This is a genomic window from Flammeovirga sp. SubArs3, assembly GCF_947387565.1.
Taxonomy (GTDB): domain Bacteria; phylum Bacteroidota; class Bacteroidia; order Cytophagales; family Flammeovirgaceae; genus Flammeovirga; species Flammeovirga agarivorans.
Window position 1 is genome coordinate 223,726 of the sequence record NZ_CANDOA010000007.1, and the last position, 16,647, is coordinate 240,372.

Annotated in this window: 15 protein-coding genes and 1 riboswitch; all 15 genes read right to left on the reverse strand. The window is 36.3% G+C overall.

The genetic code is table 11. From position 1 onward, the window contains the following. Positions 1-6 precede the first annotated feature (6 nt). Positions 7-1,626 (reverse strand): AAA family ATPase, encoded by a 1,620-nt coding sequence (locus QL232_RS19720; RefSeq protein WP_281615484.1) that lies wholly within the window; start codon positions 1,624-1,626, stop codon positions 7-9. Next, complete coding sequence (locus QL232_RS19725; RefSeq protein ID WP_281615485.1) at positions 1,626-2,339, reverse strand: cytochrome c biogenesis protein CcdA; 714 nt, start codon at positions 2,337-2,339, stop codon at positions 1,626-1,628. The genes QL232_RS19720 and QL232_RS19725 overlap by 1 nt, the downstream gene beginning before the upstream one ends. Continuing rightward, on the reverse strand, positions 2,336-3,427 hold the full coding sequence (gene cbiD, locus QL232_RS19730) for a cobalt-precorrin-5B (C(1))-methyltransferase CbiD (protein ID WP_281615486.1): 1,092 nt from the start codon (positions 3,425-3,427) through the stop codon (positions 2,336-2,338). Before cbiD ends, QL232_RS19725 begins: the two co-directional genes overlap by 4 nt. A 278-nt stretch (positions 3,428-3,705) precedes the next feature. Further along, a complete protein-coding gene (gene cobK, locus QL232_RS19735) occupies positions 3,706-4,467 on the reverse strand; it encodes a precorrin-6A reductase (RefSeq protein ID WP_281615487.1) in 762 nt (253 codons plus the stop codon). Positions 4,468-4,469: 2 nt separating this feature from the next. Continuing rightward, positions 4,470-6,314: a precorrin-4 C(11)-methyltransferase gene (cobM, locus tag QL232_RS19740; RefSeq protein WP_281615488.1), complete on the reverse strand. Its 1,845-nt coding sequence runs from the start codon at positions 6,312-6,314 to the stop codon at positions 4,470-4,472. Between the two features lie 2 nt (positions 6,315-6,316). Then, the gene (cbiE, locus tag QL232_RS19745; RefSeq protein WP_281615489.1) at positions 6,317-7,528 is read right to left on the reverse strand and encodes a precorrin-6y C5,15-methyltransferase (decarboxylating) subunit CbiE; all 1,212 of its coding nucleotides are present in this window, start codon (positions 7,526-7,528) and stop codon (positions 6,317-6,319) included. Between the two features lie 3 nt (positions 7,529-7,531). Continuing rightward, positions 7,532-8,902 carry a precorrin-3B C(17)-methyltransferase gene (cobJ, locus tag QL232_RS19750; RefSeq protein ID WP_281615490.1) on the reverse strand — a complete coding sequence of 457 codons (1,371 nt, stop codon included), beginning with the start codon at positions 8,900-8,902 and terminating at the stop codon, positions 7,532-7,534. Beyond that, positions 8,899-9,612, reverse strand: coding sequence for a precorrin-2 C(20)-methyltransferase (gene cobI, locus QL232_RS19755; protein WP_281615491.1), 714 nt, complete (start codon positions 9,610-9,612; stop codon positions 8,899-8,901). The genes cobJ and cobI overlap by 4 nt, the downstream gene beginning before the upstream one ends. After that, complete coding sequence (locus QL232_RS19760; RefSeq protein ID WP_281615492.1) at positions 9,612-10,547, reverse strand: sirohydrochlorin chelatase; 936 nt, start codon at positions 10,545-10,547, stop codon at positions 9,612-9,614. Before QL232_RS19760 ends, cobI begins: the two co-directional genes overlap by 1 nt. 6 nt (positions 10,548-10,553) lie before the next feature. Beyond that, positions 10,554-11,381, reverse strand: a complete 828-nt coding sequence (locus QL232_RS19765) for a hypothetical protein (RefSeq protein WP_281615493.1) — start codon at positions 11,379-11,381, stop codon at positions 10,554-10,556. Continuing rightward, a complete protein-coding gene (locus QL232_RS19770) occupies positions 11,378-12,166 on the reverse strand; it encodes a (2Fe-2S) ferredoxin domain-containing protein (RefSeq protein WP_281615494.1) in 789 nt (262 codons plus the stop codon). The genes QL232_RS19765 and QL232_RS19770 overlap by 4 nt, the downstream gene beginning before the upstream one ends. A 134-nt stretch (positions 12,167-12,300) precedes the next feature. Next, positions 12,301-12,498, reverse strand: a riboswitch (cobalamin riboswitch). Next, entirely contained in the window at positions 12,499-13,038 is a 540-nt protein-coding gene (locus QL232_RS19775; protein WP_281615495.1) for an AAA family ATPase, read from the reverse strand. Further along, positions 13,038-13,976: an adenosylcobinamide-phosphate synthase CbiB gene (gene cbiB / locus QL232_RS19780; protein ID WP_281615496.1), complete on the reverse strand. Its 939-nt coding sequence runs from the start codon at positions 13,974-13,976 to the stop codon at positions 13,038-13,040. Before cbiB ends, QL232_RS19775 begins: the two co-directional genes overlap by 1 nt. After that, complete coding sequence (locus QL232_RS19785; RefSeq protein ID WP_281615497.1) at positions 13,967-14,971, reverse strand: aminotransferase class I/II-fold pyridoxal phosphate-dependent enzyme; 1,005 nt, start codon at positions 14,969-14,971, stop codon at positions 13,967-13,969. The genes cbiB and QL232_RS19785 overlap by 10 nt, the downstream gene beginning before the upstream one ends. After that, entirely contained in the window at positions 14,965-16,419 is a 1,455-nt protein-coding gene (locus QL232_RS19790) for a cobyric acid synthase (protein ID WP_281615498.1), read from the reverse strand. The genes QL232_RS19785 and QL232_RS19790 overlap by 7 nt, the downstream gene beginning before the upstream one ends. Positions 16,420-16,647: the final 228 nt, after the last annotated feature.

Consider the following 16,647-nt stretch of genomic DNA (forward strand, 5'->3'; position numbering starts at 1 on the left):
AGTTGATTAAATAGATAGTTTCTGATAGTTACCTCTTAGACGATTCGAAAGTTCTTTCATAATACCTAATCGTACTACTCCACTTTCGGCATCCACTAATGTTAAATGATCTACCTTTCTACAATGAAATTGATAGCTAGAAATAATGTCTTCTAAGGCTGTTTCTGCACAAAAATGACCATCCGAAATAATGACTAATTCTGTTTCTGAAATCTCAAACCCGACAAGCATCCTTTTTGTCTTTTTAAGTGCTGCTAGAATATTAGTTTTTCCTCCTGTTTTAAGGTGGTTTATCTTCTCGATAGTAAACGCAACATTAGAAGTTTCTTGAACTAATATTTCAGCCTCATTTTGATACAACGATATCAATGAAAACTGTACATCCGAGGATTTATACTTTTCTATCATCTTTTGTACAGCACCTTTAGCGTAGGTAATAACATGGTCTTTGATCATTGAACCACTTGAATCCAAGATGAAAATCACCTGTTTTTTTGTTGGCTCTACCTTAGACTTTTTAATCACCTCTAAGTTATCTGTGGCTAAATATTGCCCTACTGTTTTTCGAGTATCTATGGAAGATTTTATTCCATTTTGATGGATAACTTGTTTACTACTCTCTTTAAAAGATTGATGTAATGTCAAGGATTCATCAGGAATCACAGATTCAAATTGTGCAGGTGGAATCTCTTCTTTTAAAGTTTCTTGTTGCTCCTTTTTTTGTTCCTCGGGTGATGGAGGATTTTGAGGAGGTTCTTGATTTTGAGGAGGTTCTTGATTTGGAGGATTTTGATTTTTGCGATGTAAAAGAACAAATTCCTGAATGGCTTTTACATCATCTTTTGTGACTTTCTCTCTCTTTTGAAATGCCACATAAGCTCTTGCTGTTTTTATCAATAAAATATCTGCCCTTACTCCTTCTACAGCATGTTCAAGAGATAATTGAGAACAATATTCCATCACATCACTTTCCAACTCAATACCTGATAATTTTTCTTGAGCAGTTAAAATTTGAGCAAAAAGTTGTTTCTGTTTTTTATCAAATCCTTCAGAAAAAGTTCCAGGATTATCATCAAAAGCCAATCGGTTTTGTACTATCTGAACCCTTTCTTCTAATGAGGTTGGTGTTTTCACTTCCACAGAAAGACCAAAACGATCCTTCAATTGAGGACGTAAATCTCCTTCCTCAGGATTCATTGAGCCTATCAGACAAAATCGACTGTCTAATTTTCTTGAAACACCTTCTCTTTCCAAATGATAACATCCTGTTGCAGATGCATCCAATAACACATCCATCAAGTAATCATTTAATAGGTTAATTTCATCGATATATAAAAAACCTTGGTGTGCTTGAGATAACAAACCAGATTGTACTTCTTCTTTTTTATCATTGATGAGTTTTTCCAAATTGATATGTCCCAAAACTCTATCTTCAGAAGCACCAATTGGCAAATTGACAAACGGCTTTTGCATCAAGTCAGATAATGAACGGATCAATGTTGTTTTACCCGTTCCCTTATCACCAACGGCTAAAACTCCACCCAATGTAGGGTCAATGATATTTAGTATCAAGGCCAGCTTAAACGATTCCTGACCAATAATAGCTGTAAAAGGAAAGTTATTCATTAAGCAAAAATTGAATTGTAAATCCAGTATGATCCAATGACAATAGAAGCCAATCCTGCAAGCCCATTCATCCACTTAAAAATGGCTATGTTCTTTTCTATAAATCGACTTAAAACCGTCAGTAAAGTATAACTATAAATACTCATGGCTAAGATGATTCCTACAGACTCAATCATTAAAATCATAACAGCATCCCAGATAGTCGCTGAACTTAAAATCAACGCAGATGTTAATGCTCCACCTGTTCCTGCCAATCCATGAAGCATTCCTACCCAAAATGAACGGTTCATCGGGTTCATTGCGATTTCCTCTCCTTGTTTTCCATGAAGGTGAATAGGGTTCGTATCTAAATGATCATGCTCTTCGATCCTTTTGTGATCTTGCATCATCTCATTAATCTTATGATTTCTTCGAATTGCTACGATACCTAGCCAAATCATAATTGGTCCTACAGACATCTCTGCCCAATGTGATAGGTCTTTTACAAAAATTTCTGCAGTACTCTTAAACAATAATGCAATACCACCCAGAAGAATTAATGTCACTGAATGTCCCATTGCCCATTGGGAAGCTTTCATTACATTCTTGAAAGATGCTCTTTCTTGTTTGATTGCATTTTCTGTAGCTAAAACGGAAACAGCTGTTATATGGTCCGGCTCAAAGGAATGTAATACTCCTGCCATTAATGGGCGAATTAAACTTGCTCCTGTCATTTCTTTTTTAGTTTTATGAAATCACCATCCTTACTGATTAAATAAATGGTGAGTTTAGTCTGTTGAAGAATAGATTTCGTTGTTTGATAACATTTTTGGAGTAGTAACTGATAGAATAATTCCTCTTCTGTAAAGGGAAAAATTTCTACAAGTCTACTCGCCATATTTAGTTGAAGAATTGCTTCTTGGTTTTCTTTTGAATAATTGCCTTCTTGGGCTATAGATTGAATAAATTCTTTGCTCCAACTAGAAACACAACTGTGTGTATCCGTTTGTCCTTCTGCCAACTTCACTGCCTTCCCTAGCATAATTCCAATAGTTACTTCTTTAATCAAGGAATTTTGAATCTTACGAAGTGTATCGCCAATCCAATTGCCATAATGAATAAATGCCTGTTCTGAAAAATCTGGGAATAATGCTCGAAGGTATTTCTCACTTCTAGCTCCAGAGTTGATCACTAGTTTATCGATGCCATTGGCTACTGCTACATCCACACCCTGTTCAATACTTGCGATATAAGATGACGCTGAGTATGGTTTTACGATGCCTGATGTACCCAAAATGGAAAGGCCATTCATAATACCTACTCGTTCATTTAAGGTTTTCTTGGCTAGTTTTCTTCCATTTACAACAAAGACTGTTACAGCTACTCCGACCTCCAAATCATAATCATGTAATAACTTTTGCAAAGCATCTCTGATCATTTTTCTTGGAACAGGATTAATAGCAGGTTCACCAACTTCTAGTTGCAAGCCGGGAAGCGTTACTGTTCCCACACCATCACCTGCGGTAAATTGAATTTCCTGTTCTTCGATTAGCTGTAATTCACAACCTATTTCGGCTCCATTAGTCACATCAGGATCATCGCCTGCATCCTTGATAACACTACATTTTGCAGAGCTATCCGAAAACTCACAGTGATGAACAGGTATAGACAATATTTTCCCTATCGGTAAATGCACTTTTACCGTTTCCTGTTGCTGTTGAAAAATTATCGCTTTCAACCCTGCCTTAGCAGCAGCCGTAGCTGAGGTTCCTGTTGTGAAACCTTCTTTCAACTCACCTTCTGGAATTTTCTTTAAACCCATGTTTATCTCTTATGCCATTTTTAAAATATCATCCGATTACCCCTTCTCACTACTTTCAATTTTTCTTCTTCTTCATTTTTTCCATTGATGAAAAAACGAAGCAAAAAAATCTAGGCTGTGAAGTCAAAAGCTAAATTTCATTCCTTTCGCCTCAATGATTTTAAACTCGCTACGCTCAAACAACAAAATCATTTTAACCGGCTCATTCCATGAAATTCTTGACGCTTTTCCCTTCAATGCCGAAAGAGAGGATACGTCCTACGATCAAAGTAGATTACTTAAAAACTATTTTGATCTAATATTTTTTCAAGTTCTTGAACTGTATAAACCACCTGAAAGGAAGCTGGTATTTTAGGTTCTCGAATGATGATGATCGGAATGTTACAGGTTTTTGCAGCATCAATCTTCGTTTGAAGAAAACCACTTGCTCCACTTTCTTTAGTCATAATCACTTCGATTGACTGATCCTTGATGAGTTGTTCTTCCAATGTTTGATCTTGGTTTGGCATTGAAAGAATTAACTGTTCATTGGGATAACCTGCATTTGTTGCAATATTTATTGAAGTCTCACGAGGTAAGATTCTATATATAGAAGGGTTCTTCTTCCACCATTTCTCAAACTTGTTAATCGTTTGAACTCCCGTAAGTCCTAATAATTTCTTTCCTTGAAACTGATCAAAAAGTAATGATTGAGCCTGAGTGTAGCCATCCACCCAATGGACGTCTTTTGTCTCTTCTATATCAATTGGTTTTCTTCCAAATCGAACAACAGGGATCTGATTTTCCTTTGCAACAAGATCAATCGTTTGATGCAATACCTCCGCAAATGGATGTGCAGCATCAATAATCATTGAAATTTTATTTTCAATAATCAGTGAGTTCATTGCCGCTTGATCCAAAGCCCCAAAACGGTAGTTTAGAAACGCACTTTCCTCTACATCCACATTTGTTTTAGTAGAATAGATAAATGCTATTTTACGCTGTTCGAGTACCTTGATCGTTCTCTTTCCTTCCGTTGTTCCTCCAAAAACCAATACCATGCTTATGCTTCTTTTACAACAAACTTTTTATTCGTTCTGAAGATATGTTGCCAATCAGGACTGTATAATTGAGAGCGATTTTTTCTAGCTCCAATGGCCTTTCCAACTACGATCAATACCGTTCTTGTTTTTTTGCTGTCTTTGACGATTTGAGCGAGGTCTTTTAATTGTCCTTGATAAACTTCCTCGTCCCTCCAAGTCAATCGGTACATCACTGCTACCGGCGTAGTTTCATCAAAATGATTCAATAATTGAGCTTGCACTTTCTTGGCGATTCCGGCACTTAGGAACAAACACATCGTAGCATTGGTCTTAGCAAATGCTTCTACACTTTCTTTAGGTGGCATTGGCGTTTTCCCTTCTCCACGCGTCAATACAATCGACTGCACTACTTCTGGAATGGTAAATTCTGATTTTAAAACTGCCGCTGCCGCACTAAATGCAGAGATTCCCGGAACGATGAAATACTCCATTCCCAATTCATCAAAAATGGTCATCTGTTCTTGGATCGCTCCGTAAAGCGATGGGTCTCCACTGTGCAACCTCACTACTGAGTTTCCTTTCTTATATTGATCAAACATCAAAGTGATTTGCTCCTCCAATGTCATCATGGCTGAATTACGAACAATAGCACCTTCTTTACACCAATTGATCATTTCTTCTGGTACCAAACTTCCAGCATACAATACACAGTCTGCATCTTCCAAATACTGTTTGCCTTTTACCGTAATCAATTCCTCATCTCCAGGGCCGGCACCGATAATGGCTACGGCAGACCTTCTTTCAAAGTCCTTGATTAATGCTATGGAATACGTAAACTTATCGTCGTTTTCTAAGTGGACTTTTGTCTTCTCCACCAATACTTTATTCTGCTTGGAAAGCAGCATGGCTGAAGATTCAGAGACGCCGTCCACTCCAATTTTGGATTGTACCATCTCACTTGGATTCGGTACTTTCACTTCATCAATTTCTTCTTTTGAGAAAGTGACGAATGGTAAATAGTATTTATTAGAAAAGTCTAGATAAGCACTTTGTTGAGCTTTAATATCAATAGATCCAAACGTTTTCAAAGCTGAAAAAGCAATCTTCTGCTCTTCTAATTCTGCCTTTAATCTTGCTTCAAAAAGAGGGAAATCTAAGGTCTTCGAACAACCTGAACCTAAGGCCAATACTTTAGGTCTGTAGTAAAGAGAAGGGAGATTGAAATCGTAGATCTTATACGTTACAGCAATCAATAACTCAAACTGTTCTACATCGACTTCTTCAGAATCATAAAATACCGTCACAAACTCAGGAAGATTTTTCTCCAAATAAGCTGTGCCTTTGTCTTTGACATCCAACAATAACGCTGTCGGCTGATTGTTGACAAATAAGCTGATCAGATGATTTAATTGCTGATTCGTTTCTACTGTCCAATCATACGTTTGGCTCAGCGTATCCAATGCCCATATTTGCTGTAGATCACTTGATGTACTGATAATGGCTTTTCCTCCTACCACTTGGGCTATTTTCTCTGCAAATTGATTGGCTCCACCTTGATGTCCGGAAAGTACCGACTGAATATTTTTACCATGATCATCCATGCAAACTACTGCCGGATCTGTTGCCTTAGTTTCTATATAAGGAGCGATCAATCGTACACAAATACCCAAAGCACTCACAAAGCAAATACCGTCTAGTTTATGGTAATAGTTGTTCAGGTAATCACTCAATGAAGCGACAATTGATACATGCTCATTGTCTGTTTTGCGAGTAGTGACCACTAAAGATTTGGGGAATTCTTTTTGAAGAATGAGCGCCTGTTCAAGTCCTCTATCTGTAGTAGCGATAATTGCTATTTTTTTCATTTTTATTTCTTTTTTGCGACCAATAGATGTATTGTATTGAAGTCGTTGAGACTCATTTTAATGGGATCCGCTACGGTATAATTCAATTGCAGACAAGCCTTCTGAAAAGTCTCAAAGGATTTTTCTAATACCGTATTCATGACCATCAAACCATTAGGCAATAAAACGGAATCCAACTTCTGAATCATTTCTTCCAAACGATTTCCATGACCTCCAATAAATACTGCATCCGGTGACGTGATTTCTTGTATATCTTCTTCAAAGAAATCGTCAATGCTCACTTGTATGCCCGGGCAATGATGACTCTTTGTATTATTGTCTATGATTTCTCCACATTCTGCTCTTTTCTCAAAAGCAAAAACTTGCAATGACGGATAATTCAGTTGTGCTTCAATGGCAATAGAACCTGTACAACTTCCTACATCCCAAAAGCACTTCTTATCCCACAACTGCAATGCTTGAAGTGTCAAAGAACGAATGCTCTGTTTTGTAATCATTCCCGGTCTACCTTCCAAGGTCTGGAAAGTGCTATCTGCAAAGCTTCGGGGAGGAATAAAATCTGATGTTTTGATCAGAATTACACAATTCAGCAATTGGTAACCGGCAGTTTCACTCGCTTCTTTCAAGGTAAATTGGCGAACTCTTTCTTTCTCTCCATCCAATTCTTCCCCGACATAAATAGTATAATTTGGATAACCATAAGTGAGTAATCGCTGTGCAATATGCTGTGGAGAATGCTCTTTGTCCGTCAAGATACCTATCATCTTTTCTCCTTGCATCAAGCAAACATCCAAAGGTTTCCAAGTATGTCTTCCATGCAATGAAATACTTTTGAGCTCGCTGTAATTCAAAGAGGCTTTGTGTGCCAATCGTTGAATGGAATTGAAATACGGCAAGACTTCTAGATTTGAGGAGGGTAAAAGTCTTTTTAGCGTATTTCCGAAACCAAAAAATAATGGATCGCCCGAAGCGAAGACAACCACCTTTTGCTTCTTTGTTTGATACTGCTGAATGACATTATGCATTTTACCCGAAATCTCAATCCATTCATGATTTTCAGGCAGATGCTTTTTCACCAATTGATAGTGTCTCTTCCCTCCGGAAAAAACAGTATGATGTTGTATCAACTGCTTTACCTCTGCGTTCAGTTGTACTTCAGAATGATTGCCAATTCCGATGATGTAGAAGTCAATATGTTTGTTTTCCTGTAACAAGACTTAGAAATAGTTTTCAGATTCTTGAAGCGTGAAACAAGCATTGACCAAAGCAGCTGCTATATTACTTCCACCTCTATTTCCATTTAATACAATCCACTCGGTATTTTTCACTTGTACCAACTGTTCTTTGGATTCAATGACATTGACAAAACCAACGGGTACGCCTATAATTCCTGTTGGTTCAAAATATGGATTTTCTCTTAGCTGATCAGTCAATTCGAATAATGCCGTAGGAGCATTACCGATAACAAACAAAGCATTTGGATACATTGCAATTGCCCTTTTTATCCCTGCCTGAGAGCGTGTTAATCCTTCTTTTTCTGCCAAATGTACGGTCTCCTCTTCATTTAAAAGACATACTACTTGGTTACCATACTCCTTCGTATATTTCTTTGTAATACCTGCTTGTACCATGGTTACATCAGTAACAACCACTCCACCATTTTGTAGGTATTTAGAGAAGGTCGTTACAGCCTTTGGAGAGGCTTCATAATGTACATGATCATCAATCACTCCCGTTGTATGTATCAATCGAGTGATAGCCCATTTATCATCTTGAGAATACTGTAAATCTTGTAATTGTTCAGTTACTATTCTGAAACTTTCTTGTTGAATCTCCAAACCTGTCTTTGGCTTTCTATTCAAATAACCGCGAGGTGTCACTAAGTGATTTTTAAATTGGAAAGTCTGTGAATTTCCGATCATCACCAAAGAGAACATATCTACCATTTCTACATCAAAAGTGCCTAAAGTTTGGATTGTGATTTTCTCTTCTGGGCGCGTTACTTGACGAATAATTGCGACTGGAGTATTAGGATCTCGTTCTTCCAAAAAGATTTTCTTCAGACGCTCCAATTGCCAGTACCTTTTCTTGCTTTTGGGATTATATAAACTACAAACAAAGTCACCTACAGCAGCTGCTCGAATACGCTTTTCAATTACTTGCCATGGTGTCATCAAATCTGATAATGAAATACAGCAGAAGTCATGGCCTAATGGAGCACCTAACTTACTACCTGCCGCCAAGAATGCAGAAACTCCTGGTAATGTTTCTAATTCAATTTCTATATCTTTTTCCAAAGAAGCCACCTGATAGACAATCGCTGCCATGGAATAAATACTCGCATCACCTGAACCAATAACAAATACATGTTGATTCTTTTTTGCTTCCTCTATGGCTACTATTGCTCGTTCTTCTTCTTTACCTAAAGGCATGGCAATTTTTACTGCCCCTTCTTTCAGATAATCTTCGCAAAATTGAAAGTAATAGTCATAACCAATCACTACATCCGCTTTTTGCAATGCATTGACCACCAACGGTAAAATATAATCTTTATGTCCAGGGCCTAAGCCTGCTACTGTAATTTTCATGCTTGTTTGTTTTTCTTTATGATCAGAAGAGAGAAATATGGAATGGTTCTCTCTTGAACTTTGTCTATTGATGATGTGATGAATTGCTCAGCAGTCCCGAGTTTTTCACAGTATGTAAAATTGATGTCCTCTCTCTCTAATATGGGCTGGATATGTCCCATCACTGACCTGATTTTCATCAAGACCACTGTATCAGATACTTTTAAAGCATCTTCTAAAACTTTTGTTGATTTTAGAATTGGAAGTACATGAATAGTTTCCCCTAAAAGTGCTAGAGGCTGTTGAATTTCTGCAGCCCCTAAATGGAAAGAACTAATACCAGGAACCAGTGAAATAGAGATGTCTGTCTGTTGAAATTTTTCTAATAAATAAGAGAAGGAGCTGTAAGTACTCAAATCACCTTCACATACTATGGCTACATCCAATCCTTCCAAAACATCTTTCTGTATTTTCTGAAAAGTCTCTTCATAAACAGGATGTACGTGTACTCTATCAATTGTCATTTCTAAATAGAACCCCACTAATTTATCTTGTGATAAATCGTAATTCTCCATAATTTGTAGAGAATAACTACTCTTTCTTCCACCTTGAAAAATGGATCCTGGGTAATAAATTTTATCAACAGACTGAAGTAACTTGTACCCTTTCATTGTGATCAAATCGGGATCGCCGGGTCCTAGTGAAATCCCATATACTTTTCCTCTACTCATTATATTCCAAGTATATTTTTAAAGGTTTTCATCATTCCTTTTTTCTCATCCACTTTTTCATCTTCCTCAAAAAGAATCCCTTTTACATTTAAGTGATGTCCGACTTGATCTTTTCCCTCTTCTTCTTCAAAGCCAATGATCTGCTTACGGTATTTACACATTTGGCAGTTCATATTCGCTTCTCCATTTTTTGCTTGGTCTAGTCTCTCATCAAAAGCTTGTAGTATCAGTTCATCTGCTCCAAAAGCTTCTGTGTTAACATACTCTGTTGTAGATGATTTATTAAAATCGTCTACAGTGGCATAGATTCTTTCGAGCAGTACTCCCGTAAAGAAGAAAAAAGGAATAACATAGGTGCGTTTCATACCTAATTTCTCAAACATTGGTAAGGCTTCTGCCGTCGTAGGGTAAGCTGTTCCACTATAGCCAACGGTCGTAAAACCAAACCCCATACCTTCCCAAAGCATGGCAGCTAGTTTGTGTACATCAGAATTCGCATCTGGATCTGTGGTACCTCTACCAATTACCATCAACCCACATTCTTTTCGGTCAATTGGTGGTAGTAAAGCTTCCTGTTCCTCGATTCTTTTTTTAGATAAATCCAAAAGATAAGAACTTACACCGATGTGTGTTCCCATCTTAATTTCAAGGTCTGGATAATACGATTGGATCGTATTCATCTCATAAGGAATATCATTTTTAGCATGTGACCCCGCAAAAAGAATTACAGGTAATGCATAAATTACCCTTACTCCTTTTTCGTACAACCGTTCAACTGCAGCCTCATATAAAGGGTGACTAAATTCTAAAAAACCATAGTCTACTTCATATTCATTTTCGTACCTATTTTTTAACAAGGCAACGAGTTTTTTGAAAGCATCGGTTCCCGTTTTTCTTCTAGACCCATGGCCACATAATAATATTCCTTCTTTCATTGTCTTTTATATTTTCACCTCTTCATTGAAGTAGGCTTGAGGATCATCATATATATATTCAAAGGATAACAATCGCTTTGATTTACTATTATCAATCAGTTTAAAAGCAAAACTCTTACTGTCTCTAAATATGGGTAGAGGTAACCCTAAGGTTACTGCAGCATTTGTATATAAATCCCTTCGAATAGGATGAAGGCCTGCACAGCCGTTAATCACTTCCCCAAAAAGGTCCTGTTCTATCACCTCTACAATCAAATTTATCGCATCGGTTTGATGGATAACATTGACTGGCACATTTGGATTTTTCAAGACCCTATTTTCCCTTAGTAGCTGAGATGGATGACGTCCTCCTCCAATTAAACCTGCCATTCGGACAGCTGTCAATTGTTTTCCAAAATGTTGACGTAATACTTTTTCTGCTTGATATATATTTTTCCCTCCAATACTTTCAGGAGTGAAATGATCTGATTCTTGAATAGATTGATTGGTATTTGGATAGACAGAAGTGGAACTTACAAAGATGACTTTTTGATGAGTAGGTGTATGTTTTGTCAATTGTTCAATTTGTTTGACATACACTCCATTTTGATCTCTCCGGTCAGCAGGAGGAAAACAAATAATTAAAACATCAGATGAATTGATAAAATCACTCCAGCATCCATGAATTTTATCTTCTTCTATTTTAATCAGTGAAATTTGTTCTGAAGGTTCAAAAGTGAGTAATTCTTCTATTGAGGCAACACTACCTCTCACATCAAACCCTCTTTCTCTTAAACAATTGGCTAATGGTTTTCCTAACCAACCTACTCCTACAATAGTCACCTTTCTTTTCATACTGTTTCCAATTTTATCCCTTTTAATTGTACTTCTAAACAGTATTGCCAAGCATGGTTTTCAAGCCAAATTAGCCCAAGTTCTTCACCAAATTTATTTTTTAGTCGAATCCCTTTTTTTAAGGAGTCCAACTGTTCAAAATATTCAACTACTGCAATTCTCTTTTTGACTAGATTTTGATTTTTCTGATCAATTGGAGCGATAATCAACTCTATTGTTTCCTCTGCCAATTCTAGTTCAAGAGTATACTTTTGACTGTAATTGACATTTTTAATTTCACTAAATGAAAATGATGTTCGATTAGCAAGAGAAAGCGTAGAATATGGACTATTTTCCGATAAATAGAGAAAAAGTGGATAGGTATATTGATCAGAGGCAAAGCCTTTTGTTATTCGACATTCTCCAAGTTCTGAGTCCATCTTTATAGAAAATGGTTTTGGAGTAAAAGCACCTCTTTCTTTCTCCGATTTTATCTCAGACCATTCATCTTGATAGAGTAAATAGTCTTCAACGGGTTTTTGGTGTTCCAAATGGCTTTTAATAATTTCTAAGCCCTTTTGTGGAGTGAGATCTTTGTACCAATAGTTGGGTTGAACAATACATGTTGGAGCATCCTCACACCGGCCATTACATCTAGTTTTGATCGTATGAGTACTGTCCCATTGTCCGCTATTTCTAAGGTAAGCTCTTACATTTCGTACTACTTCCTCAGAACCTGCTTTTTGGCAAGATCCACCATCACAAAATAAAAAAATCTGTTGAGTCTCAGCAATGTTTTTCCCCATGATTCAGATTGTTTGATGAATAGCAACAATTGGGGATAATAGAATGACAATCTGTTTATTGTTAGCAAGTTAGTAAAACTAACAAAGTGTACTAATAGATTGAAGGTCACAACTTTTATTCCCGAAAGTTTGTTTTCTTGTTTGCAAAAAAAGGTAGGTATTCTGACTTGCTTTCTTCTGTTACTCCTTCCCATTTATCTTAACAGTGGCTCATTGTAACAAAATTGTTTTCGAAAGAAAACGAAAGCTTACAGCTGCGGGTACAGTTTTGGATTCACACCAAATTCCCTTTTCATTCCAACATTAGGAACTCCTTTTCAGCAGTGGCAAATTTACTTAATTTTAGTTGGTAAGCAAACCTTGTTAAGAACAAAGTCTAAACGGCTCTGTACTGATGTAAATGGTAAATAAACTATCTCAAATCCATAATCCAGATAAGTTTTCTCTAAAACAGGTGATAATTGCTGCTGATAAGAAAATGATTCTGGCCTTTGAGGATCTTTGGTATATATTTCTTCCCAAGGAAGTGCAAAAAATACCTCTTTTTTATAATATCGATGGAAAGGAAACAATGTTAAGTAATCAGGAACTGGTTTCTCCTGAAACCGAAGGTAGGCAATGGTATCAATAATACTTCTATCACAAAAAATTGCTTCGGAATATTCTCTTAAATGATCTAATGTTCTTTGAAAGACTAGTTCACTAAACCGTTCAACGTTCTTCCATGGCATGCCTTCTCTTCCATATTTCTGTTCATCTATTATCACCTGACGCGAGGCTTCGGGCATTGTTAATACACTCGACCTTTCAATCGTATTAATCAAGGTCGTTTTTCCTGTACCTGCTGCTCCTGAGATGATAGAAATACTCATTAGTAGACTTGTATTAAAATGAGATAAAAAGCAATGAGTAAAACGAAAAACCAACTAGTACTATAGTTGATATTTGCTACTTTATAAATTTCTTGATGCAGAATAGATCTTTGATTAGTTCCGATATATGGTTTCTCTACCAATTTGCCTCCATAATAATTAGGACCACCAAATCTCACTTTTAGAATATAGGCTAAAGCAGCTTCCGGATACCCCGCATTGGGACTACTATGTTTTTTTCCTTCAGTGAAAACTGTTGCCAAACCTCCGAACCGAAATGAAACGACCAACATAAAAAAAGCTGTTAGTCGGGCAGGAATATAATTCGCAACATCATCTAGTTTGGCTGCAAATCTCCCAAATTGTTCATAGCGGTCATTTTTATAGCCAATCATAGAATCAAAAGTATTGATCATTTTATAGGCCATTGCTCCGGGAACTCCTAAAATGACAAAATAGAACAAGGGGGCAATTACACCATCACTTAAGTTTTCAGACATAGTTTCAAGGGTAGCCGTACGAATTTGCTGTTCATTTAATGCTGAAGTATCTCTACCTACAATCCAAGAAAGTCTTTTTCTCCCTGCCTCTAATCCTTCTTTTTCTAATACATTAAACACTGCAATTCCTTCTTTTACTAATGTTTTATTGGCTAAACAGTAAAACAATAAAATGACACTAAGAAGTATTGATACAATAGTATTTAACTCATCAATATAGTTTAGTACATAGTAAGGAACTACAAATGATAAACTCACTAAAGTAATCGTTAATAAAGCTCCTTTTAAAAACTTATTTTTTCCATTATTTAGACGCTTTTCTCCCTTCGCTATAAGGTTTCCATATCCCACAATAAGGTGTGGCAAAACTCTAGGATCTCCAAAAATTTGATCCAACACAAAGGCAATAATTAAGATGAGTATTGACTTTATATCCATGAAGTAAGTGCTTTAATAATTTGTTTGTTAGCCGTTGGTGATTGTACAGAAAGTCGAATAAACTCTCCTTCTAAACTAGTAAAATTGGTAGCGTCTCTTATCAAAATTCCTTTGCTAATTAAGACGTTCTTTAATTCACTTGCCTTTCCTTTTAATAATTTAACCAAGAAGTAAGACGTGTTAGTTTCTTGTACCTCTATATGCTCAATCGCTCTTAATTGATCTTGAAAAAATATCCGTTCTTTTAATAGACTTTCAATATCAAAAATCAGTTGGTCATAATTCTCAAAAAGGTATTTTCCTGTTTGAATAGCCAACCCGTTAACACTCCATGGAATACGAATCGTTTTTAATTTCTCAACCATAGAAGCATCAGAAATAATATAGCCTAAACGAAGCCCAGGAATTGTAAATGTTTTGGTTAGTGATCGTACAACAATCAAGTTTTTATGCTTTTCTACTAAAGGTAAAACTGATTTTGTAGCTTTTGTAAACTCAATATATGCCTCATCTATCACAAAAGTTGATGTAGGGTTTTCTGTTATGAAGTCTTCTAATTCAGCAAAGGAAAATACACTTCCTGTTGGATTATTGGGATTACAAATAAATACAAGGTCCGTATTAAACGAATCTAAATCTTCCTTTCCTACAACAGTATATGAGATGTTATGCATCTTACAAGCATCTTCATATTCTGAGAAAGTTGGACCTACAATGGTCGACCTTTTACCTTTAAACAATTGAGCTATCAAATAAAAAGCTTCAATAGCACCATTCGTAAATAGAAAATTTTCAGCAGGTTGTTGATATCTAATAGATGCACATTCTGACAACTCTTCTGCTGCCGGAGATGGATAATTTTGAATACCCTCCACCTGTTTGGCAAGAGCTTTTAAGATTTCTGTGGGACAGCCTTTATAGAATACATTAGAACTGAAATTGTATTTAATCTGACCTTTTACCAAATGTAGATCATCACCATGTCCATTTAACATATGTCTTCCATGATTTTATTGATCTCCAAATTCTCTTCTACCCAATCTGCCAATTTATCAAATTGATCTCTTTTAAAGGTTTTATAGTCTTGTGCTTCAGCTTCTGGAAACTTATACTTCAACAATTCATTTACTACGACTTGATTATCGAAAACTCCATGTAAATATGTTCCCCAGCTTAGTTTACCATCAAAATATCCCTCTTTTTCCTGACCTATCGTATTCAATGCAAAGCCTGAAGGAACTAACGTTTCTCCCATATGAATCTCGTAGCCTTCGCATTTTTCATCAGAATTCTTAAAAGAGAATTGTCGCTGAACTGTATGTTTCTCTTTTGATAAAGTTGTCTCAATATCAAAGATTCCTAACCCTAGTTCTTTTTCCTGATCACCTTCAACATGATGAGGATCATATACCACATTCCCTAACATCTGATACCCTCCACAAACTCCTATGATTGGTATTTTATCATAAAGTTCTTTTATCAATAGATCTAGACCTTCTTCTTTCAACTTGGCTAGATCGCTCATTGTATTTTTTGTTCCAGGCAGTATGATAACATCAGCCTTCTTTAATTCACTTACATCTCTTGAATAATACAGATGAATAAGAGGTTCATTTTCCAATGCTTGAAAATCGGTATAGTTCGACATATAATAATGTTTGACCACAGCGATATTCAGCATTCCATCTTGAGTTGTAGTATTTCTACCTCGAAGTGCTACAGAATCCTCTTCTTCAATAATTATATCCTCAGCATAAGGTAAAACACCCAAAACAGGGTATCCCGTTAATTCTTCTAATTTTTTCTTTCCTTCAACAAACAAGCTTGCATCTCCTCTAAACTTGTTGATGATAATCCCTTTTAATAGGTCTTTTTCCCAATCTTCTAAAAGGGCAATAGTACCATAAACACTACCAAAAACACCTCCGCGGTCAATGTCTGCTACTAGATATACACATGCATTGGCTGCTTTCGCCATACGCATATTTACGATATCTCTATGTTTTAAATTCAGTTCGCTGATACTTCCTGCTCCTTCCATTACGATAGGACCAAACTGATCTGAAAGCTTATGAAATGCTTTTTGAGCTTCTAAAAACAGGTGTTTTTTATTTTCTCCCAAGAAGTAATCTCTAGCAGACTGGTCACCTACAGGTTTTCCATGCAAGACCACTTGTGATTTATTTTTCGAGGATGGCTTCAATAAAACAGGGTTCATCTCTACCATGACAGGTAGTTGACATGCTTCCGCTTGTACGGCTTGTGCTCTTCCGATTTCTAACCCATCATAAGTAGCAAAACTATTCAGCGACATGTTTTGGGCTTTAAAAGGTGCTGGTTGGTATCCTTTATTTTTTAGCCATCTGCAGATACCTGTAGTAATCCAACTTTTACCTACGTCGGAACCGGTGCCTACCAGCATAATGGGACGCATGTTTTTCATTTTAGTTTGATGTTAATTATAATCAGAAAAAATTAGTATCTCATTTTCAAAAAAATCCATTGAAGAGATTTGGATTAAATTTTATGCAATTCAAGAAATACCACGCTAAGGTATTAAATAAATTTTGATATGATGGATAATTAAAAGTTGAGAAAAAGATGATTAAAAACTATTTCCCAACAAAAAAGCCATGTGATTGATTACTCATCACATGGCTTTTTTCAAGAG